30 protein-coding genes and 3 tRNA genes are annotated in these 26,978 nt (G+C 55.0%); 25 read left to right on the top strand and 8 right to left on the bottom strand.

Annotated elements, in window-relative coordinates:
* Positions 1-64: 64 nt before the first annotated feature.
* Positions 65-141, bottom strand: a tRNA-Asp gene (locus tag HW561_RS04800).
* A gap of 51 nt (positions 142-192) precedes the next feature.
* Positions 193-269 (bottom strand) — tRNA-Asp (locus HW561_RS04795).
* Positions 270-482: 213 nt separating this feature from the next.
* Between HW561_RS04795 and HW561_RS04790 the strand changes: the two genes are divergently transcribed.
* From HW561_RS04790 to HW561_RS04725, 14 genes are all read left to right on the top strand, one after another.
* Positions 483-557, top strand: a tRNA-Val gene (locus HW561_RS04790).
* Between the two features lie 89 nt (positions 558-646).
* Complete coding sequence (locus HW561_RS04785) at positions 647-2,212, top strand: site-specific integrase (protein WP_235962778.1); 1,566 nt, start codon at positions 647-649, stop codon at positions 2,210-2,212.
* Positions 2,213-2,224: 12 nt separating this feature from the next.
* Positions 2,225-2,827, top strand: a complete 603-nt coding sequence (locus tag HW561_RS04780; protein ID WP_176862152.1) for a hypothetical protein — start codon at positions 2,225-2,227, stop codon at positions 2,825-2,827.
* Between the two features lie 87 nt (positions 2,828-2,914).
* Positions 2,915-4,093, top strand: a complete 1,179-nt coding sequence (locus tag HW561_RS04775) for a phage portal protein (protein ID WP_176862150.1) — start codon at positions 2,915-2,917, stop codon at positions 4,091-4,093.
* The gene (locus HW561_RS04770; RefSeq protein ID WP_176862148.1) at positions 4,090-4,455 is read left to right on the top strand and encodes a gene transfer agent family protein; all 366 of its coding nucleotides are present in this window, start codon (positions 4,090-4,092) and stop codon (positions 4,453-4,455) included. Before HW561_RS04775 ends, HW561_RS04770 begins: the two co-directional genes overlap by 4 nt.
* Positions 4,452-5,975 (top strand): phage major capsid protein, encoded by a 1,524-nt coding sequence (locus tag HW561_RS04765; RefSeq protein WP_176862146.1) that lies wholly within the window; start codon positions 4,452-4,454, stop codon positions 5,973-5,975. Before HW561_RS04770 ends, HW561_RS04765 begins: the two co-directional genes overlap by 4 nt.
* A gap of 7 nt (positions 5,976-5,982) precedes the next feature.
* Positions 5,983-6,609: a hypothetical protein gene (locus HW561_RS04760; RefSeq protein WP_176862144.1), complete on the top strand. Its 627-nt coding sequence runs from the start codon at positions 5,983-5,985 to the stop codon at positions 6,607-6,609.
* The gene (locus tag HW561_RS04755) at positions 6,609-6,911 is read left to right on the top strand and encodes a spike base protein, RCAP_Rcc01079 family (protein WP_176862142.1); all 303 of its coding nucleotides are present in this window, start codon (positions 6,609-6,611) and stop codon (positions 6,909-6,911) included. Before HW561_RS04760 ends, HW561_RS04755 begins: the two co-directional genes overlap by 1 nt.
* A gap of 4 nt (positions 6,912-6,915) precedes the next feature.
* Positions 6,916-7,260, top strand: coding sequence for an HNH endonuclease signature motif containing protein (locus tag HW561_RS04750; RefSeq protein ID WP_176862140.1), 345 nt, complete (start codon positions 6,916-6,918; stop codon positions 7,258-7,260).
* Complete coding sequence (locus HW561_RS04745; RefSeq protein ID WP_176862138.1) at positions 7,257-7,757, top strand: hypothetical protein; 501 nt, start codon at positions 7,257-7,259, stop codon at positions 7,755-7,757. Before HW561_RS04750 ends, HW561_RS04745 begins: the two co-directional genes overlap by 4 nt.
* A gap of 271 nt (positions 7,758-8,028) precedes the next feature.
* Positions 8,029-8,328, top strand: coding sequence for a head-tail connector protein (locus HW561_RS04740; protein WP_176862136.1), 300 nt, complete (start codon positions 8,029-8,031; stop codon positions 8,326-8,328).
* Positions 8,315-8,749, top strand: a complete 435-nt coding sequence (locus tag HW561_RS04735) for an HK97-gp10 family putative phage morphogenesis protein (RefSeq protein ID WP_176862134.1) — start codon at positions 8,315-8,317, stop codon at positions 8,747-8,749. Before HW561_RS04740 ends, HW561_RS04735 begins: the two co-directional genes overlap by 14 nt.
* Positions 8,746-9,162 (top strand): DUF3168 domain-containing protein, encoded by a 417-nt coding sequence (locus HW561_RS04730; protein ID WP_176862133.1) that lies wholly within the window; start codon positions 8,746-8,748, stop codon positions 9,160-9,162. Before HW561_RS04735 ends, HW561_RS04730 begins: the two co-directional genes overlap by 4 nt.
* Before the next feature lie 2 nt (positions 9,163-9,164).
* Positions 9,165-9,485, top strand: a complete 321-nt coding sequence (locus HW561_RS04725) for a phage head closure protein (protein ID WP_176862131.1) — start codon at positions 9,165-9,167, stop codon at positions 9,483-9,485.
* A 5-nt stretch (positions 9,486-9,490) separates the two neighbouring features.
* On the opposite strand, the gene HW561_RS04720 is transcribed toward HW561_RS04725, so the two are convergent.
* Entirely contained in the window at positions 9,491-9,853 is a 363-nt protein-coding gene (locus HW561_RS04720; protein ID WP_176862128.1) for a hypothetical protein, read from the bottom strand.
* A gap of 62 nt (positions 9,854-9,915) precedes the next feature.
* On the opposite strand from HW561_RS04720, the gene HW561_RS04715 reads away from it, so the two are divergent.
* Genes HW561_RS04715 through HW561_RS24255 form a run of 3 tightly spaced genes read left to right on the top strand, consistent with a single transcriptional unit; the run spans position 9,916 to position 14,335 of the window.
* Positions 9,916-10,305, top strand: a complete 390-nt coding sequence (locus HW561_RS04715; RefSeq protein ID WP_176862126.1) for a phage terminase small subunit P27 family — start codon at positions 9,916-9,918, stop codon at positions 10,303-10,305.
* Positions 10,306-10,307: 2 nt separating this feature from the next.
* Complete coding sequence (locus HW561_RS04710; protein WP_176862124.1) at positions 10,308-11,975, top strand: terminase large subunit; 1,668 nt, start codon at positions 10,308-10,310, stop codon at positions 11,973-11,975.
* Positions 11,972-14,335 (top strand): phage tail tape measure protein, encoded by a 2,364-nt coding sequence (locus HW561_RS24255; protein WP_176862122.1) that lies wholly within the window; start codon positions 11,972-11,974, stop codon positions 14,333-14,335. Before HW561_RS04710 ends, HW561_RS24255 begins: the two co-directional genes overlap by 4 nt.
* A gap of 946 nt (positions 14,336-15,281) precedes the next feature.
* On the opposite strand, the gene HW561_RS04700 is transcribed toward HW561_RS24255, so the two are convergent.
* Positions 15,282-16,160 carry a TIR domain-containing protein gene (locus HW561_RS04700; protein WP_176862120.1) on the bottom strand — a complete coding sequence of 293 codons (879 nt, stop codon included), beginning with the start codon at positions 16,158-16,160 and terminating at the stop codon, positions 15,282-15,284.
* A gap of 213 nt (positions 16,161-16,373) precedes the next feature.
* Here HW561_RS04700 and HW561_RS04695 point away from each other — a divergent pair, with 213 nt between their 5' ends.
* The 5 genes from HW561_RS04695 to HW561_RS04675 all read left to right on the top strand — a co-directional run bounded on the left by HW561_RS04695 (position 16,374) and on the right by HW561_RS04675 (position 19,851).
* Positions 16,374-16,580 (top strand): hypothetical protein, encoded by a 207-nt coding sequence (locus HW561_RS04695; protein WP_176862118.1) that lies wholly within the window; start codon positions 16,374-16,376, stop codon positions 16,578-16,580.
* Positions 16,577-16,747, top strand: coding sequence for a hypothetical protein (locus HW561_RS04690; RefSeq protein WP_176862116.1), 171 nt, complete (start codon positions 16,577-16,579; stop codon positions 16,745-16,747). The genes HW561_RS04695 and HW561_RS04690 overlap by 4 nt, the downstream gene beginning before the upstream one ends.
* Before the next feature lie 137 nt (positions 16,748-16,884).
* Positions 16,885-17,085, top strand: a complete 201-nt coding sequence (locus HW561_RS04685) for a hypothetical protein (protein ID WP_176862114.1) — start codon at positions 16,885-16,887, stop codon at positions 17,083-17,085.
* 44 nt (positions 17,086-17,129) lie between these two features.
* On the top strand, positions 17,130-18,041 hold the full coding sequence (locus HW561_RS23850) for an Abi-alpha family protein (protein ID WP_176862112.1): 912 nt from the start codon (positions 17,130-17,132) through the stop codon (positions 18,039-18,041).
* 223 nt (positions 18,042-18,264) lie between these two features.
* Positions 18,265-19,851, top strand: coding sequence for an APC family permease (locus HW561_RS04675; protein WP_176862110.1), 1,587 nt, complete (start codon positions 18,265-18,267; stop codon positions 19,849-19,851).
* Between the two features lie 50 nt (positions 19,852-19,901).
* Here the strand turns inward: HW561_RS04675 and lon are convergent, their stop codons facing one another.
* From lon to HW561_RS04655, 4 genes are all read right to left on the bottom strand, one after another.
* A complete protein-coding gene (gene lon, locus HW561_RS04670; RefSeq protein ID WP_176862108.1) occupies positions 19,902-22,310 on the bottom strand; it encodes an endopeptidase La in 2,409 nt (802 codons plus the stop codon).
* A gap of 223 nt (positions 22,311-22,533) precedes the next feature.
* Positions 22,534-22,941 carry a DUF6636 domain-containing protein gene (locus tag HW561_RS04665; protein WP_176862106.1) on the bottom strand — a complete coding sequence of 136 codons (408 nt, stop codon included), beginning with the start codon at positions 22,939-22,941 and terminating at the stop codon, positions 22,534-22,536.
* Positions 22,942-23,033: 92 nt separating this feature from the next.
* Positions 23,034-24,164, bottom strand: a complete 1,131-nt coding sequence (gene tgt, locus HW561_RS04660) for a tRNA guanosine(34) transglycosylase Tgt (RefSeq protein ID WP_176862104.1) — start codon at positions 24,162-24,164, stop codon at positions 23,034-23,036.
* Positions 24,165-24,227: 63 nt separating this feature from the next.
* Complete coding sequence (locus HW561_RS04655; protein WP_176862102.1) at positions 24,228-25,139, bottom strand: nucleoside hydrolase; 912 nt, start codon at positions 25,137-25,139, stop codon at positions 24,228-24,230.
* Between the two features lie 175 nt (positions 25,140-25,314).
* Between HW561_RS04655 and HW561_RS04650 the strand changes: the two genes are divergently transcribed.
* The 3 genes from HW561_RS04650 to HW561_RS04640 all read left to right on the top strand — a co-directional run bounded on the left by HW561_RS04650 (position 25,315) and on the right by HW561_RS04640 (position 26,940).
* Positions 25,315-26,205, top strand: a complete 891-nt coding sequence (locus tag HW561_RS04650) for an SPFH domain-containing protein (protein ID WP_176862099.1) — start codon at positions 25,315-25,317, stop codon at positions 26,203-26,205.
* Positions 26,205-26,483, top strand: coding sequence for an NfeD family protein (locus HW561_RS04645; protein WP_176862097.1), 279 nt, complete (start codon positions 26,205-26,207; stop codon positions 26,481-26,483). Before HW561_RS04650 ends, HW561_RS04645 begins: the two co-directional genes overlap by 1 nt.
* A gap of 94 nt (positions 26,484-26,577) precedes the next feature.
* Complete coding sequence (locus tag HW561_RS04640) at positions 26,578-26,940, top strand: SUF system Fe-S cluster assembly protein (RefSeq protein WP_176862095.1); 363 nt, start codon at positions 26,578-26,580, stop codon at positions 26,938-26,940.
* Positions 26,941-26,978: the final 38 nt, after the last annotated feature.

Raw genomic sequence — 26,978 nt, 5'->3', positions numbered from 1 at the left:
ACCTACTGACACCAAACGACGTTACCCCCCATGGAGGTAAAACGTTTTTGGCATTTTAGGAAAATGGCGCGGTTGACGGGGCTCGAACCCGCGACCCCCGGCGTGACAGGCCGGTACTCTAACCATCTGAGCTACAACCGCGCATTAGGGTCTATCTGCGATCCATTTACCCGAATCAAAGGCTGGCAGCGATGGCGCGGTTGACGGGACTCGAACCCGCGACCCCCGGCGTGACAGGCCGGTACTCTAACCAACTGAGCTACAACCGCCCGCTGCCCGTTCGTTGCTGAACGTTGGGGTGTATTATGGCCCTGCCCCGGCATCGTCAAGCGGCGTTTTCAAGTTTTTTGCCCGAAGCTGATTTTTTCCCAAGCAACGTCCAGAGAGAATAATGTGCTGGCGAACTATTCCACAGCGGCAGCGCAATTCAGCACCGTGCGGACTTGCGAAGAAAGTAGAGTCGCTGTAAGTGCACGCCTCACGGGTGATTAGCTCAGTGGTAGAGCGCTTCGTTCACATCGAAGATGTCAGGAGTTCAAATCTCTTATCACCCACCATTCTAACCTTTTGAAACAAAAGAAAACCCTTGCAAACAAGGACGTTTGTCCGTTTGAAGGTTACAACTTTGGTTACAAAAGGTGTTTCAATGGCAGGCAAGGTTATGCACTTGGTCAACCGCAAAGGGCGTTATCACGCCCGGCTTGTGGTGCCAAAAGATTTACGCGGATTTGTCGGCAAGACTGAGCTGCGCACCCCGTTGGGTGGCGACTACCGCCAAGCGCTCAAGCTGCTTCCGGGTGCGGTTGCACAGCTTCAGCACCAGATCGCGGTGGCTGAGCAACAAGCCTACCCCAATCAGCCAACTAACGCCCCTGCCCGCTTTCCCTTGGCACCGGCTCAGATCGCACACAGCCATTATCACCAGCGCTTGGCTTTTGATGACGAACTGCGCAACGATCCGCGTTGGTCCGGTGTCGGCATCGACGATCTGCTAGTCGAGCGTCTGCGAGCTGCCATCGCCGGGAACGCAAACGACGCTGAGCTAGGTGAGCTGGTCGGCGCACAGGTCGAACGTTTCCGGGCTGCTGGCAATCTGGATGCGGCAGTCGGCAGCACCGAATGGCGTGAGATAGCCCGTGCCTTGTGTCACGCAGAGCTGGAAGCCCTTGCGCGTTCTGCTGAGCGCGATGAAGGGGACTTCACTGGCACACCTACTGCACCAATCATTGTAAACGCAAAGCCACTTGAAAAAGCACCTGAGCCTGTCAGTCTCAAACAGCTCTGGACCGACTATGTGCAAATGCGTCAACAAACAGGGTCCATGCGCGACGGCGGCAAACAACTCAGCCTAGCAATCGAAACACTCCGCAAGTTCGTCAGGCACAATGATGCCGCCCGGCTGACAAAGAAAGACATCATCGCATGGCGTGACCACCTTCTGAAATCCCTGTCACCGCGCACCGTAAGCGACAAGTATCTCTCAACTGTGCGTTCCGTCCTGAATTGGGCCGTGGAGAATGACAGGCTTACCGAAAACGTGGCCGCTCAGGTAAAACAGCCCAAGCCGAAGAAAATTCAATCCCGAGAGAAGGGGTTCACCGACCCAGAGGCTACCAAAATCCTAAAGGCATCCCGCACATACAACCCAGTCACTGACGACAATGGCCGCATCCGAGAAACCGAACACATGATTGCAGCCAAGCGCTGGGTGCCGCTCATTGGTGCCTTCACTGGCACACGAGTCACAGAAATCACCCAACTCCGGAAAGAGGATGTGCGCAATGAGGGAAACACATGGGTCATCCGGCTAACACCAGATGCCGGAACCATCAAAACAGGTGAGTATCGTGACGTGCCACTGCATTCCCAGATCATCGATGAAGGGTTTATTGAATTCGTCCAAAATGCAGGCCCTGGCCCCCTGTTCCACCACGGCGCTGATCCCAAGAAATACATCTCCGCAGCAACCCAGATATCAAACCGACTGGCCAGTTGGTTGCGCGAAGTGGAGCTTGTGCCAGATGACGTGCGCCCTACCCATGCATGGCGACACCGCTTCAAGAGCCAGTGCATTGAGCTGGGTATTCTCAAACGTGTCTACGACGCCATACAGGGCCATTCCGGTAATGACGCATCGGACAATTACGGCGATGTCAGCTTGAAAGCTAAGATCGACGCTATTGGCCGTTTGCCAAATTACGATTTTAGCTAGGGGAGAGGAACAATGCACGCTGATGAGGACATACAGCAGCTTTTGAAAGATTTCCCCGAGTTAGAGGGGGGCGATTTTATTCTAGGCAAGGAGGTCTTAGCTCATTTTGGACTGCTGTTTTCAGGCTTCGCAAATTTAGAAGGTGGTCTTCAAAACTGTTATCTTTTTTGGCAACTTCACATCGCTTTGATTAACGGCGAGGTCGGGTCGAAAAACGACTGGCTAGCGTTGCACTCTAAGTTTGAGAGCGAGGCCTTCGACGCGACTTTTGGACGGCTGGTCAACTTACTGGGAGACTGTCCTGACATGAAGTTTCTTGCTGATGATTTGAAAGCACTCAGGCATTCTCGGAACTACTTCGCCCATCGTTTCTTTCGAGAGGAGAACGATAAGATGTTCAATGACGATGCCATTCTAAAGCTGATGTCCCGAATGAACGTTTTGCGGCATGAGGTCAAAAAATGTGAAGGGTCTGTCGAGAATGTCAGCACCCACCTTTTTCAAGTGATCTATCCAAATGTAGACATGAAGTCGAACATCGCAGCCTTTGCGCAGGAACGCATGGAGGAAATCTCTGTCAGTCCACCGAAAGACTTCGGTTGGGAAAATGAATGAATTAAGATTGTTATAGTATCACTTTTTCCTTTAACCGCGATTCGCAGTGTGTTATTTTTGCCACACTTCTATTTTCACGTGGATCGCATGGCCCTTACCAAGATCAAAAAAGCACTCGGATTCGGCGTTGACGAAAAGGCGCTGACACTGACCGACCCTGACGTGTTCCCCTTGTTTGGGGTGACGCCTACAGCATCCGGCCTGTCAGTCGGTCCCAGCAATGCCATGCGTGTTCCGGCTGTGAACTGCGCTGTGTCGCTCATCTCTGAGACCATCGGCGCACTGCCGGTCAAACTCTATGACCGCGCGTCCAAAGACACCCTGACCGACCATCCGGCCTACCGACTGGTGCATGGGCGCGCAAACCCTTGGACAAGCGCCGCGAAGCTACGCGAACAACTAACCATTGATGCACTGTTGCACGGCGCCGGTCACGCACAGGTGGTCCGCCTTTCCGATGACACGCCCTATGAGCTGCACAGGCTGGAACCGGGTAAAGTCCAGCGGGATCAGGAACCGGACGGTGAACCCTTCTTTCGAGTTCACACTGATGCCGGACAGGTGCGGCTTTCCTACCGTGACGTGCTGCGCATTGAAGCCGTCGGCGGGGTGGCACCGATCACTTTGGGCCGAGAAGCTATCGCGCTGGCTATTAGTTTTGAGAAGCATATGGCGACGTCGCTCAAAAACGGCGCGCGCCCTTCCGGTGTCGTTACGACCGACAAAAAAATGGACGCCACCGGGATGTTGAACTTCATCAAGGAGTGGGTAGCCCAATTCTCAGGTGAACAAAACGGAGCGCCAGCAATCCTTGAGGACGGGATGCAGTATCAGTCGATTTCCATGACGCTGGCTGACGCGCAGTTCGCCGAAAATCGCCTTGAACAGATCAACGAAATCGCCCGTGTTTTCCGGGTGCCACCAACTATGCTCTTTGAGTTGTCGCGCGGCACTTGGTCAAACACCGAAGAAATGTTCCGGCAGTTTCACACCGTCACTCTCAAGCCGTGGCTGAAGGACTGGACGGACGCATACGCGCAATGTCTGCTGACGCCTGAAGAACAGGATGACTTCTACTTCGAAGCCATCACCGACGACCTGCTGACCACCGACACCGCTGCCCGAGCAACGGCATATGGGCAGTATCGCAGCATGGGCGTCATGACCGCGAACGAGGTGCGCGCCAAAGAGAACTTGCCGCCTCATCCGAACGGCAACGAACTGAGCAACCCCTACACCACCACCCAGAAGGAACAGGCTGAATGAACCTGACCCACACCGCCTTTTTTGGCGATGGTGAATACACCTTCGCCTTGACCGATGACATGATCACTGAGCTTGAGCGCCTTGCTGATCTTGGCATTGGCGCTTTCTACCTGCGCGCCGTGAACATGCAGTTTAAACTGGCCGATTTGATCGAGATCATCCGGCTTGGCCTGATCGGTGGCGGCACCAAACCTGAACGCGCTGCACAACTCGCAGACACCTACGCCCGGAATACCCCGATTGATGATCTATATCCGCTGGCGCTGGACATTCTGGATGCCCGTTGGGGTGGCCGACCTGACACCACCGATGCAGCCCAAACTTGCGACCAATCAGCAGCTCTGGATGAGGCCGCCGAATGACCGATCGTATTGAGATCAAAGCCGCATTCGAAGTCACAGACGCAGGCGAGATCACCGGCATTGCGTGGCCGTTTGGCTCTGCTGACCGGGTTGGGGATGTGATTGAAAAGGGAGCAATCACATCCCCTGAAAACCTGCCGATGCTATTTGCCCACGATCAAGCTCAGGTCATTGGCGTCTGGGATCAGATCGCCGAAACCAACGAAGGCCTGACCGTTAAAGGCCGCATGCTGGTCGATGACGTCGAGCGCGCCCGTGAAGTGCGCGCCATGATCCGCAGCAAAGCAATCTCCGGCCTGTCCATTGGTTTTGTGACCAAGCAGCACAAGCGCCACGCCAAAGGCCGCACCATCACAGCCGCCCACTTGCATGAAATCTCTGTTGTCGCCGTCCCGTGTCATCCGGGCGCACAGATCACGTCCATCAAATCGGATGACCCCCTGACCCAATCTATGGAGACCCCCAAATTGGAAAACGAAGAAATCGAGACCGAGCAGAAGGCCGTTACTCCGGCCAACGATACGCCGCAGGTGCCCCAGATCGACACCAAGGCATTCGACAAGGTTATTGCGCGCCTGGACAAACTGGAAGCCAAAGGCAACCGGCCCCAGATCACCGGCCCGGCAAACCCCGTCATGGGCGAAGACGAGATGAAGTCTTTCGCCGCTGAAGTGAAGTCACTGGCCTATGGCTCTGGCACCGGCGGCATTCTGGCACCTGATCCTGTCAGCAAAATCATTCTGGAAAAAGTAGCCGAATTCTCGCCAATGCGTGGCGAAGCTCAGAAAATCCAGATGAGCGGTTCAAGCCTCCAAATCCCCCGCCTTGTGAACGAGGTCAATCCTGCCGAAGTCGGTGAGACTGATGCAAAGCCGGAAAGCGAACCGTCTTTTGAGGAAATCGACCTGAAGAACTTCACCCTTGGTGTTGTGGTTCCGGTGACAAGAACTCTTCTGGAAGATGCGCATGTTGACCTGTCCGCATACCTTGGCAACCACATCGCACGTCGGTTCGGTCAGAAAGAGTCCTCGTGGTTCATTAACGGCAATGGCACTACGCAGCCGGAAGGTGTGCTGACCTCAAACGAAGTCGCCAACAACGAAGTTGGTGCAATCGACGGTGACACGTTGATTGATCATTTTTACTCACTGAAGACTGCGTATGCGCTGAATGGTGCGTGGATGATGAACCGCAAGACCATGGCGCTGGTGCGCAAGCTCAAAGACGGCAATGGTCAGTATATTTGGCAGGAAGGTATCGCTGGCCGCCAACCTCCGCAGATCATGGGCCGCCCGGTTCTCGAAGCCGTTGACATGCCCGACCCCAGCGCAGGGAACACACCCATCGTGTTTGGCGACTTCTATACCGGTTACACCATTGGGGATCGCATCGCTTTCGAACTCATCAAAGATGAGATCACCGGCGCGGTGAATGATATCGTGAAGCTGATCGCTCGCCGCCGCGTTGGCGGTCGCGTCGTCATGGGTGAAGCCCTGTCCAAACTGTCTTTGGCAGCCTAACCCAGCCATGAAACGGCAGCTCGCATATTGCGAAATCGCATTGGAACACGGTGGTCACACCGTGTTTCTGCGCCCGTCTTTGCGGGCTGCCATGCACCTTGAACGGCTGCACGGTGGCTTTCCCGAGCTGCTGCGCAAACTGGAAGAATTCGACACGTTCACTGTCTGGCACGTTATCACCGCTGGGGCTGGGAAAGCGGCCACCGACGCTCTGTTTGGGTATGTCGCAACGCAACCCCTGTCCGGGTTCTTCAACGCAGCTTACACCGCATTGTTTGAGTTCTACAAAACTCTGACCCTGCAAACGGCTGAGACCGACAGGCAGCCCCTTAACAACGCTGATCCACGGCCATGGGCTGACTTGTTCAAAGACCTGTATTGCTGGGCCACCGGCTGTCTGCATTGGTCACCAGAAACCGCTTGGAACGCCACCCCGCAAGAGATCGCGGACGCGTTCGAGATACACATGAAGATGCTCATGGCTATCCACGGCACACCCGAGGAAGACCATGACGGCCCCACCGAAGAACAACGCCAAGAGAACATTCAGAACAACCTTGATCCTGAATTCGACCGTGCCGGGCTGGATAGCCTGCGCGCACTCAGCACATTTAGAGAAGGACAGATGATCTGATGCCTATTACCGATCCATACGCCGGGTTTGGGAAGTCACCAGACGGACCCTATGAAAACGCTGTTGATGTTACGGCTAATGACGACACCGATCTGCCCGTCATCCCCGGCGCAATCGTGATCAATGCAGCTCTGAGTGAGCCCCTGCCTGTCCAAATGAGGCTCAAGGGCGGTGCCACGGTCCGGGTATTCTTGAAACCCGGTGTTATCCACCGCATTCGCCCGACGCGGATTTTCGCAACAGGCACCTTTGGCGACCCCAGCCTAACACCCAGCAACCAAGCAATCACATTGCTCTGGTGATCTAATGCCCCGCCCACCCCATATCTGCACTTGTGGCAATATCGTTCCGCATGGCGAACGCTGCGCCTGTCAGGTTGCGCGCACCCGTGCCCGGAACAAGCGCCATGATGCGGGCCGCCCGTCTGCATCTGCACGAGGCTACGGCAGCAAATGGCGCAAGGCACGTGACGCTTTCCTAAAGATCAATGATCGCTGTGTATGGCCCGGCTGTGGAGCCAAGGCCACGCTTGTAGATCACATCATCGCTCATCGTGGCGACATGCGCCTGTTCTGGGATCGCTCAAATTGGCAGCCGCTTTGCACGTCTTGTCACAGCCGCCACAAGCAACGGCAGGAGCGCCACGCATGAGCTACAACCCTGAATCCATGCTAACTTATCAGAGCACCACGCAATCCATCACAGAGTGGGCGCTGGACTATGGCATCCCCCTTGCAACGATCATCAAGCGGCTTAACGATGGCTGGCCTGTTGGTTGTGCCATCGGCGAACCCATCGCTGTTGAACCCGGTGAAAAGCTGAGAGATCGACTGATCATCGCAGCTATCCGCAAGCTAACTGAAGTCAAATCTAAGAAGAAGCTTGGATCGACTGTCCGTCTCACATTCCGTGGCGAAGAACGCAGCCTCAATGAATGGGCAACAATCACAGGAATTCAGAAAGCTACCCTGCGATACCGACTTAACCAAGGCTGGTCTGTTGCAAGAACCTTGAATGAGCCTGTGTCGAAGAACAGCCGCAACAGACCGGGGGTGGTCTCGAACTTTGGGGCCTCTGAGGGGACCGGCGTGGGGACGTCCGCACAAGACAGAGTGAAAATAACTTTTTCAGAGAGAGAGGCGAGCTGATGGCTTCTCTAGTCTTTGGACCGATTGCCATAAGGGTTCCGGATGGCGTTCATAATAGTGTCCGCCGTAACTCCACCGTCTTTGACACTACTGAACTGGCGTCTCCGAATAATCTCCTGAGACTCAAAGCAGCCGCATGTCGCGGTGTTACCCGGGCAGGCGCAACCTTCGCAAATCACACCATCTGCCATCGCATCAGACCATTCACCCATTTGGCAATCCTTTCAACGAAATACGTTGCCTTTTTCTTAACCCAAATAGGGGCAAAAATATGGCCGCACTGACACCCATTGCGTTGCTGAAATCGCAGCTCAACCTTGATCATGATCTTGATGACGCCCTGCTGGCGCACAAGCTGGACGCTGCCGAAACATGGATCGGCCACTACACCGGGACGCCCTTTGTGACTGGTGAAGCACCGTTGACCGAAGCGGCTTTGCAGCTTGCGGCCTATTGGTATGAACAGCGTGAGGCCGCGTCATTCGGCATGACCACCGCCCCGGTGCCCTTTGGCGTCCGTGAACTGCTTTCCCCTTACAAGAATCCGGTGACTGGTTATGTCGCGGAATAAGAGCCTGACCGAACAATCGAACATCCTCAGCGCCCGCTTTGGGTCGATGGCTGGGGAGATTGAGAAAGCGCTGCGCCCTGCGCTTGTCAAAAGCGCCGAAGAATACGCCGCAACTATGCGCGCGTTGGTGCCTGTCGATGAAGGCGACCTGAAAGAATCCATTGAAGTCACCGCACCGGGCGAGACTACCCCGGCCTATGCCGAAGGTGGCGGCAGGCGCACGGCTGGCCCCAATCAGGCGCTTGTGACTGTCGGCAACGAAGACGTGCGCCACGGCCACTTGCAGGAATTCGGCACAGTCAAACAGGAGGCGCAGCCGTTCATGCGTCCGGGTGCCCGGCTGGCGAAACCCCGTGCGCAACGGCGCATCAGCCGCGCTATCGGGCAAGCAATCAAGAAGGCAGCGGAGGGCAAATCATGATCGCGCCCGATATCGAGTTTCAGACACAAATCAGATCGGCATTGTTGGCTAGTTCGGCAGTGACCGACCTTGTGCCTGTTGACCACATCCGGGCTGGATCGACGCGCCCGGACAAGCTGCCTTGTGTCATTCTGGCGAACCCGGACACCGCAAATCTTGGCCGGTCTGGCGAATGGCATCTGACGCGCGTTTGGCTGGACTTGCATGTTTGGGCAATTGAAGACGGCGCAGACATGGCCCGGCAGATCGGTGGTGCCGTAGCTCATGCGCTTTGGGATGCGCCCGATTTAATCGAGAACGATATCGACGCCTATGGACGTCCCAGCTTTAAATACATGCGCGACCCTGACCCCGACAAAACATACTGCCACGGCGTTGCAACGGTGTCGGGTGTTGTCCGGTGGAGGCCGTGACCATGATCCGAGCTGGCAAACTGGATAAGCAGATCATCATTGAACGCGAGACCGAGACTGTGGCCGCATCTGGCGCGGTGTCGAAGACATGGGCACCCATCGCAACCGTCCGGGCAGAGCTGGTGCAGCTCAGCGCCGAAGAATACCTGACAGGGTTCGGCGAAGGTGATGCTGGCGGTGCAGTGTTCCGCATCCGGCATCTGACCGGGATCACCACGGCAGACCGCGTGACCTTTGACGGCACCGCCTATGACATTGATGAGATTGCAGAGCTGGGCCGCAAACGTGGCCTAGAGCTGCGCTGTTCGGAAGCCGCTACATGACAGGTTTAGTAAAACATCCAAGTCTCTTTGGATGCCCCGTAGTAGGAATACATCATGCCGCTTTGTTTATCGTAAGTGCAAAGCGCGTCGCCTCTTTTTGCACTGATATCATCGCGCGGACCGATAACTTCGAAAACAAGCTGACCATGCTTTCTCCAAGAGCGGCCAAGATAAAACTCACCTTCCCGCTCGTCCTCCTCTTTCGCTGTTTCCCGCAACCAACGAACGCACGCTTCGCCGTAGGCGTCCCGCTCTCCAAGCGTGGTATTTGTGGCCTCAAGGGATCGAATTTTCATTTCTCGTTCCCAAAGGCCGTATGCAGCGGCGATGTTGGCGATGATCAAAAGTGGGATCGCAAATTTCTTCATTGCTGTGGTCCTAAAGTGCCCAATGTCGCCACAACCTATGGCAATAAAATGGGGGCTGTTCAATGAGCGTGCATTCGCGCGGTGTGAAGCCGCCCCTTTCCCCTGATGCCGAAGCCCTGACCAAAGCCCCGCCGGTGCCGAAATACCTGTCGGCACATGCCAAGGCTGAGTGGAAACGCATCATGCCTCAGCTCATCGCCCGGCGTGTCATCACCAAAGCTGATCAGGGTGGTGTTGAGAATTACTGCGTGGCCGTTGGTGCTGCGCGAACTATCTCGGATAACCTGAGCGCCGGTGCCCTACCCGATCTGAAAATGAGCCGTTTGCAGATTAGCTACATGCAAACAGCCCGCCAGCTTGCCGCCGAATACGGCCTGACCCCGACGAGCCGCGCCCGGATCGGTGCTGTGCAGTCGGATGACGATGACGCCGATAATCCTCTGGCGGTGTAACCATGAGCACGGTCAGCACATACCCGACTTGGATCGATGACGGCAGCCCTATTGCTGATCCTCTTGGACATGGGCAACGTGCGGTCACATTCTTGAAACGATTGCGCCACCCGGCAGCGGTGAACGATAATCGCGCGCCCAAGGCTGCAAGCGTCAATCGGCATCCCCGAGCCTTCCAGCTGGCACCGTTTCAAGAACGCATCGTGCGGCGCATCTACGGCCCACGCCATGCAGATGGCCGCCGGATCGTAAAAACTGTGTTCCTGATGCTCCCCCGTGGCAACCGGAAAACCAGTCTGGCCGCAGCCCTATCATTGCTGCACGTGATCGGCCCTGAAAAGGTCTCTTCTGGTCAAGCTATCTTTGCCGCGTCGGATCGGGAACAGGCTGGTATCGGTTTTCGTGAAGCCGCCGAGATTATCCGGCAAGACAAGCGCATTGTAGCTGCGACACGCATTCACGACGCTTTCAACAGCGCCAAGCAGATCACCCACCGTGATAGCAGCGCCCGGTTGCGCGCCGTGTCCAGCGATGGCCGCGCGCAGCACGGCACTACACCAGCTTTTGTCCTGGCTGATGAGATACACGCGTGGAAAGGACGGGATCTGTGGGAAGCCCTGAAATCCGGTCTTGCCAAGACCGATGATAGCCTTCTGGTCATTGCCACCACGGCAGGGCGTAGCCACGAAACGCTTGCCGCAGAACAGTATGATTATGCCCGGCGCGTTGCCTTGGGTGAGATCGACAACCCCGAATTCCTGCCGATCATCTTTGCCGCCGAACCGGATGACGACTGGCAGAGCGAAAACGTTTGGCACCGGGTTAACCCCGGCTTGAAACATGGTTTCCCCAGCCTGTCCGGCCTGCGGTCACTGGCGAAGGAAGCGAAGGACCACCCGGCAGAGCGCTACAGTTTCCAGCAATACAATCTGAACATCTGGCACGGAAACAGCCGCGACCCGCTGTTCAGTATGGCGACCTATGACGCCCGGCAGTTCGATGATGACGAAACCGACCTTGAAGCTCTGCCGTGCTGGATCGGTGTAGATATGGCGAAGAACGGCGACACGGCTGCCGTGGTGGCCGCGTGGCGGCATGACGATGATCAGATCACCATCAAACCTTGGTTCTTTGTTCCCGGTGAAGACCTCAAGGAGCGCAGCGACCGCGACCGTGTTCCCTATGAACGCTGGCGCGATGATGGTCTGATCACAGCTACACCCGGTCCGATTATCGATCCGGATGCCGTTGAGGATCACATACGCGAATTGGCCGCGCGGCATAACTTGCAAGAGATCGCATTTGACCCCCACCTTGCCCGCCAGATCATGCAGCACTTGCATGACGATGGATTACCGGTGATCGAACTGCGCCAAGCGCCCCTGTCTATGGGCGTCGCAATTGGTGATCTGGAACGCACCGTCAATGGGCGTTTGATCCGCCATAGCGGCCACCCTGTGTTACGGCACCACTTTGACAGCGTGGTTGCCAGCCGCAACGAAACCACCGGTCTAGTGCGCATGCACAAGGGTAAAACAACCGATCGTATCGACGGCGCTATTGCCGCTGCGATGGCCGTGCATCGCGCCGTGGCGCAAGAATCCAACCAATCGAAATACAACGACCCGAACTACAAAAGTTTGGCAGATATCCTTGAGGAAGCAGCATGAACGACGCAACACTGCCCGGCCTGATCGTCCCTATCGAAGCCCGGATCGACAAACTTGAGAAAGGCCTGCAACGGGCGAACCGCACACAACGTCGCTCCACCCAACAAATGGAGCGCCGGGCGAAGCAATCAGCGACCAAGATCGACGCCACCTATTCCAAGATGGGCCGGAATGTGGCCGCCAGCTTTGCGCGCATGGCGGTTCCGTTGGCTGCCGGTATCGCTTCCACTTCGACGCTCAGAGCGATCTCTGACACGACCAAGGGTGTTGCCAAACTTGGCGATGAGGCCAAGCGTGCCGGTGTGTCCCTCAAAGAGCATCAGGAATGGCGTTTTGTGGCTCAACAGAACCGCATCGAAGTTGATGCGATGATCGACTCTTTCAAGGAGCTCAATCTGCGCGCTGATGAGTTTATCGAAACCGGCAAGGGCGGCGGCGCTGAGATGTTCGAGCGCCTTGGTTTCAGCGCCGAGCAACTTCAACAGAAATTGCAGAATCCGTCTGAGCTGATGCTCGAAATCCTTGAGCGTTCGCGGCGTTTGAATAGAGCCAGCCGTATCCGTGTCGCTGATGAGATATTCAGCGGCACTGGTGGAGAACGCTTTGTTGCACTGATGGAACGGAGCGATGCCGAACTGCGCAACACCATCAACCGAGCGCACGAACTTGGTGCGGTTCTGGATGATGATGTGGTTGCGTCGGCAGATGAGGTCAGCCGCAAGTTTGATGAGTTGAACACCCGGCTCAGCTCATTCGGTAAGAAACTGGCGGTATCGATGTCAGAGGGTGTGGCAGGCATTCTCAGCGCCAAGAAGAACCTTGAAGGCATCTTTGGCGACATTGAACGGGCAGAATCTGTTCTTGGCGACGAGCTGGCAAAAGGTCTTGAAGGCAACAAGGCCGCTATCGCTGCTCATGCCGGCGACCTGCGCGACTTGCACGGCACGTATGACGAGCTGTTCAACCTGATCAACCGCATGACCGGCCCGGATGGTGTGCGAGTTTTTGAGATCGACAACACCGATGCCCGGTTCGCCCTGGCTGATATCATGGGCGACCTGAAACGGCTGGTGGATGCCCTTGAAGGCGGCCAGATCGAAGCAAGCGAATTCGAAACCGAGATTGGCGAACTTGTTGGCGAGGCGCGCGAAGTTGCCAAGGAATTGGCAGAGATCGACGGTTCCCGTTTCTCAAACGTGATTTCAGCTATTGGCGGTATTGGCGATGCACTGGACAAAACCATTGGCAAAGCGACATTGCTAAAAACACAACTACCCGGAAACGGCGGATATACATCGTCTGGCCGTGGCAATGGTGAGGCCGAAGTTGAGCGCCGCCGGTTCGAAGGCAATCAGCCTGCATCTGAACGGGCACCAACCAGCTCACCACGGCCCAGAGCTGCGCCGCCTCTAGTGGATGAGAACACCGGAACCAAGCGCGGCGGTGGAGCTGGAAGGCGTGAGGACTTTGAGCTTGTTACATCTGCTCTGCGCTCTGAGATTACTATATTAGAGCTTGAGGCTGCTGCCCTTGTCGCAAGTGCGAGTGCTGGCGGGGAATACGCGGTATCAATTGAGACTGCCCGCCGGGAAGCCGAATTGTTGCATGCGGCGCAAAGCTCCGGGAGGGAAGTCACGCCCGAACTGCGCAACGAAGTCTCACGGCTCGCTCAAGCTTACACAGATAGCGCTCGAAAATCTGAATTGGCCGCCCAAGGGTTGCGCAAGATTGATGAGGCCAGATTGCACATCGAAAATTCAGCGACCAATGCCTTCACTGGCCTGATCAATGGCACCATGAACTTCAAAGAGGCAATGGCCAGCCTGATGAAAGACCTCGCGCGCTACGCCGCGCAAAAGTTCGTTCTGCAAATGCTTGGCGGTTTGGCAGGCGGTGGTCAAGGATGGATGAACAGCTTTGCGACCTTGTTGGGTGGTGCGTTCGCTGAAGGTGGCTACACCGGGAATGGCGGTAAGTATGAACCGGCTGGTGTCGTCCATCGCGGCGAATACGTCATGAGCAAAGAAGCCACGAACCGCATTGGTGTTGGCAACCTAGAGGCGCTGCACAGCTCCGCCAAGCGTGGCTATGCGTCTGGCGGGTATGTGGGCCGGGCACCCGTTCAGGCGGTCTCAGCGGCGCGCTCTGAGTCTGTTGGCGCGGCGGCTGCACCGAATGTCACGATCAACTCCCCTATTACGGTCAATGGCTCCGCTGGAACGCCGCAACAGAATGAAGACTTGGCTGCCCGGATGGCTTCGCAGATGGAAGGCACGGTGCGTGGTGTGGTTGTAGATGAGATCAGGAAACAGGGACGCCCCGGGAACATGATGAATAACCGGCGGCAAGGTGCGCGCTGAGTTTGGGAATCTTGCTGAAAATCGCCTTGTAGCTGAGTCTGGACTTTGGTATTCTTGTTCTTGCCTTTAAGGCAGCACAAAGCACCAAGCAGTCAGGTTCGAGCCGATACTTTCAATGACGCTCGCCGACGCCGAGATACCAGCCCAACATAAAACGCCAGCGCCGGGAACATGACCGGGCAGCGAGTCGCCTAGCTGGAAGGTGCAGGAAAGATCGCTTTGGATCGCTCCCCGGTGGAGATCACCGGACGCCCCAAGTGGTTGCCGCCGGTCGTCTGACAAAATGGCACAGAAAGACGGTTGCAATGTGCGGTGAGCTTAGGCTCTGGGTCACAACAACCGGTCACACTGCGGTTGAAGGCAAGCCGGGTGTGATGCTCAGCCGAAAGGCTGTAACCGCTTGGTTGAAAGACCGGGATCGGGGCGCTGCTAGGTCAATGGAAGCCACCTAGTGTTAGAAGCCCTTCACCACCTGTTATATGCAGAACATCCCCCTAGGACAGCACATATTAGCATTTGTGCTGTCCTAGGGGGAAAGTCCTATTTCTGCAGGGATTATTGATGATCATTCATTCTGTGCATTTCATGTGATCTTCCGGCTTAAAGAACAGAAATGGTGGGCGCGAAGCGCCCGAAAGCGAGCTTTAGCGAGCGCGCAGGAGTTAAGAGAGAGATGACAGCACAAAATCTGCTAGAGGCACTTGCACGCACATGGCCCAAACTAACCCGGAGCGGTGGCAACGAAATGGACCTGAAAACAGTCCCTACTGAACTGCACTTGCTCGCCGAAAAACATCGGAAACAAGACAAACTTCTTGGACATCCGGGGAAGAGTTTGTTATAATATCACGTAAGGGCTGGCTTCCAACTATGCCCTCCCCGAACCCCGCGCAGGATCATCAAAGCGATGTAAGTCAACCGGCGCGGGGTTCTACTCCAATCAATCTCAGGGTTTAGCGGCTCGTTGAACAATAAACTCAGCGATTTGCTGCGGTGTGAACTTCATTGCATCAATATAGCCATCGGTGGCAAACACGCCTTCGACGTCGCCGGGGTCAGTTCTAACAAACATCACACGGCTATTTTCACGGGTAGCAATAATGTCCCTTATTGCGCGGAACTCAATCCCACACCAGTCCTTCTGTTGGTAGTTGGCTCCTATAAATACAACTACTAGATTCGATTGATTGCGATAAATGGATTGCAAGAGTGTATCGAGAGATGGTTGGGCTAACTGAGCCGTGTAGTTTAAGTCATAAAAGTATGTATCTTGGCCCAATGTCCGTTCTAATTCGGAAGCCACTTTTTCGACAAGTGGTCGCACTTCCCCGGGGAAGGATAACGCGACGTCAAATTGGTGATTGGAGATATCAATAGCTCGACGCGTAGTAGAAGCCCAACTCGGAAGAGTGATGCCTCGCTTGGACATTTCTCTATCCAGATTTATGTCTTTCACTGCCCAATGAGTGCGGTTCATTTCCCAACTTTGAATATCCAAATCGAACTTTACGCCTTCGTCCTCCAAATCATTGAAGGTTAGAAATGGCGTGCAGAGCTGTATCTCAAAGTTGACTCGCACCTTTCCTTGCCTAGCTGCCACTTCAGTAATTCGTCCAAGTTTTGGGTCTTTGTCGCGCGCGTTTTCGTATGCGAAAATACAGGGAAAACCGACCAGGCTTTTTATTGCTTCTGCGCTGAATCCGCCTAAAGTCTCTGCGATTTCGGCGTTTGTGTATTCGAATGGGCTCACGCAGCGTCCCGCTTCAATGGTCCATTGGCCTTCGTCCCACGCCTCGGTATCGCCCGATACAAGCAAGTTATACATTTGTTCCTCAACAGTTTCTTCATTGCCGCTTTTCGGAACAAGATGAACAAGCCGCTACCGGGTGTCCAGACACCAATTCCAATGCACATCCAGCTAATAAGTAAGCACTTACATATAACAAAAACAATAAGTTACACCATTTACCCTCTTGCGCCCCAGATTCCATCCATGCGAGTCTGTGCGCACCAAATCATCTTAAAGAGGAATAGTTTCGTGCAGGCCACTACCAATAACCAAGAAACCTATCTGCCGGATCACGTTTACCACGCGCTAAAAGCCAAGCTGGAAAAGCTGGTATCTGAGCCGTTCGAAGAGTGCGGCACTGACCCTGAGACCGAAATTGTCACCGCTCTGGGTGAGATCGGGAACATCTGGCCATTGTCGGTGCTGGATGAAGCTCAGGTCGCGGAGGCGGCATGAATCCCGTCGCCATAACAAGGAACGGTGCAACCTACACCGGCAGCTACGGCGTGCAAGGACACCTGTTGGTCGTCACCTATGCCGGGCAGACCAAGCGCACCCAGATCGGCGACATGGAAGCGCAGACGCTGGCAGAAATCGTCTTGGGTGAAATGATTGGCAGCTAGACCACACCTTACGCCCTGCCCTAAACGAAGAACCCGCCGGTGCAAGCTGGCGGGTTTATTGTATCAAAATCATACCTTTTAACCGTTTCGATTCTCATCTACCCCTCGTGTCATGGTTGCATAATTTAGGAGCTGCTATGCGAGTTGAGGTCCAGGTCACTGACACCACCCTTGAAGGCGAATACCGAGAAGTAGACGGGCTGTCAGGCCAGTGCGAACGGTGTGGGCACACTGTTGAGGTCTATGGCGATAGTGACGCCTCAGAACGGGCGCTATGCGTGAAAATGCGGGAAGAATGCCCGGAGGGCGAGAACAACTTCTACGTCTCTAGCCGTTGAAATAGGTTGTCAAAATTCACCGAGTCTAAAGCACGAGGGCCAGCGTGACGGATAGCAAGAACAATAACGTAATCAATGTAAACCTACCCGGAGATGCAATTGATAAAGCTGCCGGTCAAGTAATTTCAAAGCTATTTGGCGGTGCCACTGATGGAGCGCTTGATATCGCTGGTAACGTCTTTGGGGGTCTAATTGGTGATCGCATAAGAGAATGGCGAACACGAAACTTGATCCACACAACGGCTCGAACCGCTGAGCTTCTGAAAGAGAAGGGAATATCACTTGAAAGCGCCAAAGCCCTGCCTATGGGCGATATCTACCGAATATTTGAAGGTGCCTCTAAAGAGGAAGAACCAAGCGTTCAGGAGATGTGGGCAAAATTGTTGGCGTCTGGATGCGACCCTGAGGTATCCGAACTCAACAGAGCGGTAATATCTGTGCTTGAACAGATCTCCGCAGTGGATGCCAAGGTATTTCAAGTAATTGCCTTGTATTGGAAATTTGACAGGGAATACCGCGAGAAGACCAAGCAGGGATACCCTCTTATAGAAGAAATCGATGGATCACCTGAACAACAGCAAGAGCTTTTTCAGACTAGAATTTCTGCTCTATTGGACGGACTAGAAGGTTTCAGCGACTACCAAGTCGACTTCTCAACCACCAATTTATCAAGGCTTCAATGTATCGCCCCTTCGGATGCGAAAAGAAGTGGCCATATTTGGGGGTCAAGTTTTGAGAGATCAAATCGCGGCAGCTTTTCCGATGAACCTATGACCGGGGTTGACCCAGACAAAATTGCTGATCAATTCAACCAAGTGTCAGAACATCTAAATGAACTGTTCGGGCTGAAAGACCAGCCTGGAGTTTTCTTCACCAACGCTTTCACAGGGACGCCAGAGGCCAACTTTCAGTTGACTGACTTTGGAACTCATTTCTTCGAAACCTGTGTTGAATAACGATTGACGTGTCTTCATCCGGCCCATTTTGAGGCCGGTTGCATGGTTACAAAACTACACGTAAGTCATTGATTTTACTAGAACGGTCAGGAGTTCAAATCTCTTATCACCCACCATTCTCCCTTCCGAGATGACGCGACAATGCTTGCCACTCCGCAATACGGCTGCGTATCGTTGACCTAATCGCCGTGTGAACAATCGGCGCGGGCGAACGAGGGTACGCATGGCCAAGCTGAAACGAGACATTGGCCTTGTGGGCCTGACGTTCATCTCGGTCGGCGGTATTATCGGTTCAGGGTGGTTGTTCGGGCCAATGCTGGCCGTACAACATGCCGGACCAGCAGCGGTATTGTCCTGGGTCATCGGCGCTGTTGCCATGTTCGTTCTGGCCATCACCTTTGCAGAGATATCTGCGATGCTTCCCATCCCCGGGGGAATCGCACGCGTGCCGCAGTTTTCGCACGGCAATATCGTGTCGATGGCAATGGGGTGGACCGCTTGGATCGGGTACAACACCACAGCCCCGATCGAGGTTGAGGCCATGTTGAAATACCTCGCACCTTATGCGCCTTGGTTGCACACGGCAGAGACAGGGGATTTGACGGGCGCAGGCATTGCCGTCGCGCTGTGCTTCATGTTGTTGTTCGTGGCCGTGAATGCGTTAGGAGTGAAATTTTTCACGCAGGTCAACGCAATCCTGACTTGGGCCAAGATCGCGATCCCGGTCGTTCTATCGGTCTTGCTGATCGTCAGCCGGTTTGAGGTGAAGAACTTCACGCAACCCGATGGCTTTGCCCCTTATGGACTGCAGGGCGTTCTGGCGGCCGTATCTACCGGAGGCGTGATCTTTTCCTTCATCGGTTTTCGCCACGTTGTCGATATGGCCGGGGAGGTCCGCAATCCCAAATTCGCCATCCCCGCCGCCCTGATTCTGTCGATTGTATTATGTGCTGCCATTTATCTGGGCCTGCAGATCGCGTTCATCGGAGCCCTCGATCCGGCGATGTTCAAGAACGGTTGGGCAAGCCTGAGCTTTGGTGGTGAAGGCCCATTGGATGCTGTGATAATGTCAGTGGGAATAGTTTGGTTCCTCAGCCTGCTGAACGTGGGGGCCGTCATCGGCCCATTTGGCAACGGGTTAGTGGCTACAGGTTCAAATGCACGGATCGCGCTGGCCCTGTCCAAGAACGGATTTTTGCCGAAAAGATTGCTGATCCTGTCGTCATTTGGCGTTCCGTTGTGGGCGTTGGCGCTCAATTTCCTGATCGGAATTCTGTTTCTTCTGACAATCCCATTCACCACCGTCATCGCTCTGAACGGCGCGGCCATCGTTTTGTCTTTTGCGGTTGGCCCTATCGCGGTTGTATGTCTGCGACGCCTGATGCCTGATCACCCACGCTCCATCCGCATTCCCGCGGTCAAACTGGTCGCTGTCTCGGCCTTCGCCATTGCAACGTTGATTGTGTATTGGAGTGGCTGGGACACGATCTGGCGGCTTGGCATTGCGCTGATCGTCGGAATGGCTTTGCTACTGGTCCGATTTCGTAATCGTCTTGATGAAATGGATGTGACCGAAGCGCTGTGGTTGGTGCCTTATCTGTCTGGAATCGGATTGATCTCATACCTGGGGCAATTTGGAGAAGGCGCCCAAAAGCAAATTCCATTTGGATGGGACATTGCACTCTGCGCTCTGTTTTCGAGCATTATTTTTGGCTTGGCAGTTCGATCCTCCCTAGCCCTTGAGAAATTCGAAAAGTACATCGCAGAAGAAGAAATTCTGGATCCGAACAAACCCGTCATCGGATTCTGAAACAAAAAAAGGCGGGGTCGTGCCCCGCCTTTTCTTACATCGTTTCAAGCTTAATGTGCTGTGGCAGCCGGACCAGATTTTTCGGCGGCTGCGGCTGCGGCTGCGGCTGCCTCCTCGGCGGCTTCGTCCCATTCGATGGGTTCAGGGTCACGTACCAGCGCTTGTTTCAGAACTTCCGAGACATGTTCGACCGGAATGATTTTCAACCCTTCCTTCACATTGTCCGGAATGTCGGCCAGATCCTTTTCGTTCTCTTCCGGGATCAGGACGGTTTTGATTCCGCCGCGCAGGGCCGCCAGTAGCTTTTCTTTCAGACCGCCAATCGGCATCGCGTTGCCGCGCAGAGACACTTCGCCGGTCATGGCGATATCCTTGCGCACCGGAATACCGGTCAACACCGACACAATCGAAGTTACCATCGCCAGACCAGCACTTGGGCCGTCCTTCGGTGTCGCGCCATCGGGGACGTGAACGTGAATGTCCAGCTTGTCGAATTGCGTCGGCTTCACCCCGATCTGGGGCGAGATCGACCGCACATAGGATGAGGCCGCATCAATGGACTCCTTCATCACATCACCCAGCTTACCGGTGGTCTTCATCCGACCCTTGCCCGGCAATTTCAGCGCCTCGATGTGCAGCAGGTCACCCCCGACCGATGTCCAGGCCAAACCAGTGACAACACCGACCTGATCATCTTGCTCGGCCAAACCATAGCGGAATTTGGGCACCCCTAGGAACTCATCCAGATTATCGGGCGTCACCGTGACGGATTCAGCCTCTTTCTTGATGATCTTGGTCAGCGATTTCCGCGCCACCTTGGCGATTTCACGCTCAAGGTTTCGCACACCCGCCTCGCGGGTGTAAGTGCGGATGATCGAATGCAGTGCCTCATCGGTCAGCTCAAATTCTTTGGCTTTCAGGCCGTGGTTCTTGATCTGTTTGTCAATCAGGTGCTGCTTGGCGATCTCGCTTTTTTCGTCCTCGGTGTAGCCTGCCAGCGGAATGATCTCCATCCGGTCAAGCAACGGCCCAGGCATGTTGTAGCTGTTCGATGTGGTCAGGAACATCACGTTGGACAGGTCATATTCCACCTCCAGGTAGTGGTCCATGAACGTGCTGTTCTGTTCGGGGTCCAACACTTCAAGCATGGCAGATGCCGGATCACCACGGAAGTCCTGCCCCATCTTGTCGATTTCATCCAACAAGATAAGCGGATTCGTGGTTTTCGCCTTTTTCAACGCCTGAATGATCTTGCCGGGCATCGAGCCGATATAGGTCCGGCGGTGACCGCGGATCTCGGATTCATCACGCACACCACCCAAGCTGATGCGGATGAACTCGCGTCCCGTGGCCCGCGCAACCGATTTGCCTAAGCTGGTTTTACCCACGCCCGGAGGGCCGACAAGGCACATGATCGGGCCTTTCAGCTTTTTCGAACGCTGCTGAACCGCCAGATATTCAACGATCCGTTCCTTGACCTTTTCAAGGCCATAGTGATCATCGTCCAAAATCTCCTGCGCTTTACCCAGATCCTTTTTGACACGGGATTTGGTGCCCCATGGCAGCGACAGGATCCAATCCAGGTAGTTGCGCACAACCGTGGCCTCAGCTGACATAGGCGACATGTTCTTGAGCTTCTTCAGCTCGCCTTCGGCCTTTTCGCGCGCCTCTTTCGACAGCTTGGTTTCGGTAATCTTCTCTTCCAGCTCGGCGACTTCGTTCGAGCCGTCCTCACCATCGCCCAATTCCTTCTGAATGGCCTTCATCTGCTCATTCAGATAATATTCGCGCTGGGTCTTTTCCATCTGAGTTTTGACGCGCGTCTTGATCTTTTTCTCGACCTGTAGAACCGACATTTCGCCCTGCATCAGGCCATAGACCTTCTCCAGCCGCTCGCTGACGCTGAGCGTTTCCAACAGCTCCTGCTTTTGCTCAACCTCGATCCCCAGATGACCGGACACAAGGTCAGCCAGTTTGGCGGCTTCGGTCGTTTCACCCACGGCGGTCAGCGCTTCTTCGGGGATGTTCTTACGCACTTTTGCATAGCGCTCGAACTCGTCGGCCACAGTCCGCAGCAGCGCCTGTGTGGTGGTCACGTCGCCCGGCATCTCGGTCAGATACTCCGCGCGCGCTTCAAAGAAGTTATCGTTTTCAAGGAATTCCGTAATCTGCACCCGTGCCTGCCCTTCGACCAGCACCTTAACAGTACCATCGGGCAGCTTCAGCAGCTGCAGCACATTGGCCAGCACACCAGACTGATAGATACCGTCTACATCCGGATCATCGACGCCGGGATCAATCTGGCTGGACAACAGAATTTGCTTGTCATCCTGCATCACCTCCTCCAGCGCGCGGACCGATTTATCGCGACCCACAAAAAGCGGCACGATCATGTGCGGGAATACCACAATGTCGCGCAGCGGCAGGACGGGGTATGAGGAATTCAGAGGCTCTTGCATGCTCTATCCTTATCGTTGGCAAGACGGCTCTTGTCCCTCATCGAGGCAACATTTGGCCGTCTCCTGTCTTGGACGATATAGGTGGGGCCTCATCGCCCTTTTTCAACCTTATCGCCATGTGTCGGAATTCAGAATGACCCGAGGTTTTACCAACTGCAAGACATCCCACAGACATATCCACCGAAATTAATGAAACAGGCCGATTGCGCGGGCAATCCCTGCTTCAAAAGACCCTCTGAACCGCACGAGATAGAAAAAACCCATGGCCATCTTCGTTTTTACACTCGAGTCCCTTTTTGGACGAATTGCATAAAAATCCACCGAACTTACCCGTAACGCCATATTCCGCTCTGTCATATCCGTCGCGGTTACGGCTCAGCGGAGCGCACAGCATCTGGACAATGCCGGTGTTGCTCATGACAAAGTCATGACCCCAATCAGCGTGACAACTTGATGGCCGTGGTAAAGCTGGCGGACCATTCTTTTCGATGATTGTGCACCGAATATCCGAAAACTCTAATTCTTCACCGACCGAGCATTGTATGTTTTCCGACGGAGTCTCGAACGTCCAGACATCTGAGAAGGCAGGTGATGCGCATAAAATAATCGCGCCAATCAAAAGGCGAAACATCGAACCCTCCGGGGTAAGCCACAACAAAAATCACTACTTAAATCGGGAAGCAGTGTACTTCATTGTGACCAAATTGTCACCTGTGAGGCTTTCTATAGAGGTTCAATATCACCCTGCGCACGTTGCGCATGAAATTGCGCCTGCCAACCTTCGAACGTGCCTGCAGCAATCGCATCGCGCATGCCCTGCATGATTTCCTGGAAATAATGCAGGTTATGCCAGGTCAGCAACATCCCCGAGATCATCTCGTTGGCGCGGAATACATGGTGCAGATACGCCCGAGAGTATTTGGAACAGGCCGGGCACGAACACGTCTCATCTAGCGGGCGCGGGTCGTCCGCATGGCGGGCATTCTTGATATTGACGACACCGAAGCGGGTAAACACCTGCCCGGTGCGGCCCGAGCGGGACGGCAGCACACAATCCATCATGTCGATCCCACGCGCGACAGCCCCCACGATATCGTCTGGTTTGCCAACCCCCATGAGGTACCGCGGTTTGTCCGTGGGCAGATAATCAGGCGCGTAGTCGAGGCACGAGAACATAGCCTCCTGCCCTTCACCAACAGCCAAACCGCCGACGGCATAGCCTTCAAACCCGATGTTTTTCAGGGCCTCAGCGCTTTCTTCGCGCAAATCACGCTCCAACCCGCCCTGCATAATCCCGAACAAAGCATGTCCCGGACGATCCCCGAACGCTTCGCGCGAACGGTCGGCCCACCGCATCGACAGGCGCATTGACTCGGCAAGGCGGTCACGGTCGGCTGGCAATGCAGGGCACTCGTCGAAACACATGACAATGTCGGATCCCAGCAAGCGCTGAATTTCCATCGACCGTTCCGGGGTCAATTCATGTTTTGACCCATCGATATGGGATTTGAACGTCACGCCCTTTTCGGTCAGCTTGCGCAATCCAGCCAGCGACATGACCTGAAAACCACCCGAGTCGGTCAGAATAGGTCGGTCCCAGTTCATGAACTTGTGCAAGCCGCCCAAACGGTCGATCCGTTCCGCAGTAGGCCGCAGCATAAGATGGTAGGTGTTCCCCAGCAGAATGTCGGCCCCCGTGGCACGCACGCTTTCGGGCATCATCGCCTTGACCGTGGCAGCTGTTCCCACCGGCATAAAGGCTGGTGTCCGCACCTCGCCCCGTGGCGTCTGAATTACGCCAGTGCGGGCTTTGCCATCGGTGGCTTTCAGTTCAAATGAAAATCGCTGGGTCATGTCATCGCCTCAAGTCGCGGAACCGGGCAGCATTTGCCCGATCTGCCTTGTCTTTGCAACCCGTCAGGGCAGTGACGCAACACGCTCAGTAAACAAGCGCACCACCCCTGCCCCATCCACATCGCGACAAACAGACACCAAGGGTCGGGACGGATCTGGCCGAGTTGCACCCACCTCTGCCCCTTCGGTGACCACATGCAGGCCGGTTTCAACCATGTCGAACATCGGTTCATGCGTGCAGGCAATAACCGCCGTCGAATCATGCAGCCCACATCCTTCGAGCCCACCGATTTCCCTGTAGAATTTCAGATAGAACCGCGAGATGTCGCGCAGAAAGGCCCCCATATCCAGAGAACGCTGCGCCAACGCTTCGAAATCGGTGGTTTCGTAGAGCGTTTTCAGCGTGACATCCAACCCAACCAGCACGGTTTCGGGCGGGGCAGAAAAAACCTCATTGGCTGCCTTGGCGTCGTGATAGATGTTCGCCTCGGCATGTTCCGTAATGTTTCCGGGGCAGAACACCGCCCCGCCCATGATCACCAGCCGCTTAAGATTCTGCGAGAACTCTGGATCGAGGCGCATTGCGTCTGCAATGTTGGTCAACGGTCCGACGGCGCAAACCACCAGTTCACCTTTGTGAGCCCGCGCCATCTGAGCCAGAAACTCCGCCGCCGTCAGCGCGTGGTTCTCGCCGATCTCTGGAATGTCGGTCAGGTCACCGAAACCTTCCGGGCCATGCACGTGCTCAGACGGAGCGTGACCGTCAGCCTCCATAGCAAATGGGGCGCCTTCAGCAATCGGGATATCCAATCCCAACTTGTGGCTCAAAAACCGTGCATTGCGGCTGGACTGGTGAACATGCGTATTGCCGAAGACCGTGGTCAGGCCAATCAGCTCGATTTCAGGCGCAGCGGCGGCGTATGCAATGGCCATGGCATCGTCGATGCCAGGATCTGTGTCGATAATCAGTTTCATCCCGACCCGATAGCGCAATCAATCACGGATGCAAAGCGGCCACAGCTTGCAAATCCACCCCCTCATAGCGGCGTTATCGCATTTGCATCCCCCGTGTTTCCATCCATACCAGAGTTGAAATTCGGCGGCTCAACTTCCACATGTATACCATAGTACACAACAAAAGAGGACAGTTATGACAGAAGAGCAGATCATTGGATTACTCACGTCAAACATAATTTACCTACTGGCTGCCGCACTGGTGGTCATTGTCATCCTGAAGGGTATCAAGATCGTCCCGCAGTCCGAGAAATACGTGGTTGAACGATTCGGTCGCCTGCACTCGGTGCTTGGCCCTGGCATCAACTTTATAGTGCCGTTTCTTGATGTTGCGCGCCACAAGATCTCGATCCTGGAACGCCAACTTCCCAATGCGACACAAGACGCAATCACCAAAGACAACGTGTTGGTGCAGATCGACACCTCGGTCTTCTATCGGATTCTCGAACCGGAAAAGACGGTTTACCGTATCCGTGACGTCGACGGCGCCATCGCCACAACTGTCGCTGGCATCGTCCGGGCCGAGATTGGTAAAATGGACCTCGACGAAGTTCAGTCGAACCGCTCCCAACTGATTAACCGCATTCAGGAAAGCGTCGAAACCGCTGTCGACGACTGGGGCATCGAAGTCACCCGGGCTGAGATTCTGGATGTGAACCTTGATCAGGCGACCCGTGACGCGATGCTGCAGCAGCTGAATGCCGAACGTGCCCGCCGCGCACAAGTGACCGAGGCCGAAGGCCAGAAACGTTCTGTCGAACTGCAAGCTGATGCAGAATTGTACGCGGCCGAGCAATCAGCCAAAGCCCGCCGCATTCTGGCCGAAGCCGAAGCTTACGCGACAGGTGTTGTTGCAAAAGTGATTCAGGACAATGGCCTCGAGGCGGCACAGTACCAGGTTGCTCTGAAACAGGTCGAAGCGCTGAACGCACTGGGTAACGGTTCGGGCAAACAAACAATCGTCTTGCCTGCAAATGCCCTTGAAGCCTTCGGAGATGCGTTCAAAATGCTTAAAGGAGGAAAATGATGGCTGACCCCTTTTGGCTGACATGGTGGATCTGGCTGGCCGCTGCGCTTGCCCTTGGGATCTTTGAGGTTGTTCTGCCCGGCTTTATATTTCTGGGCTTTGCAATCGGGGCTGCGATTACCGGTCTCATTCTGGTCATCCCGGGGGTCGTTCCACCCCTGTCCATCCTGCTGTTGATCTTCGCCATTCTCTCGCTGGCCGCATGGCTGGGCCTGCGTCGCATGTTCGCCCGGCCACATGGTCAGGTGAAGACCTTCGAGCACGATATCAACGACTAAAAAAATTGGCGCCCCAAGTGGGCGCCTTTGCCCCACTGGACGCTGTCGCAGGCATTCCCTATATAATCACTCAGGCAACTGACCCGAGGCAACAATGACCCATCCAAGCGAACAGTTTGAAGGCACACCACTGATTGCGCCGTCCACTATCGAACACCCGCTGTACGAATCCGTGGTCGAGGCTTGCCGGTCAGTCTTTGACCCTGAAATCCCCGTCAATATCTATGATCTGGGCCTGATCTACACGATCGATATCGCCAATGATAACGCGGTGAAGGTCATCATGACCCTGACCGCACCCGGCTGCCCGGTTGCAGGTGACATGCCCGGCTGGATCATGGAGGCGATCGAGCCCGTGGCAGGCGTCAAAGAGGTCGATGTCGAGCTTACGTGGGAGCCACCCTGGGGGATGGAAATGATGTCGGACGAGGCTCGGCTTGAACTCGGGTTCATGTAACCCTCTTAGCCATCGCCCCTAGACCTTTGTCATAAAAC

The organism is Ruegeria haliotis (genome assembly GCF_013377785.1).
GTDB classification, from domain to species: domain Bacteria; phylum Pseudomonadota; class Alphaproteobacteria; order Rhodobacterales; family Rhodobacteraceae; genus Ruegeria; species Ruegeria haliotis.
Note: the sequence above shows the minus strand (reverse complement) of the source record. Positions and strands in the feature narration are given on the sequence as shown.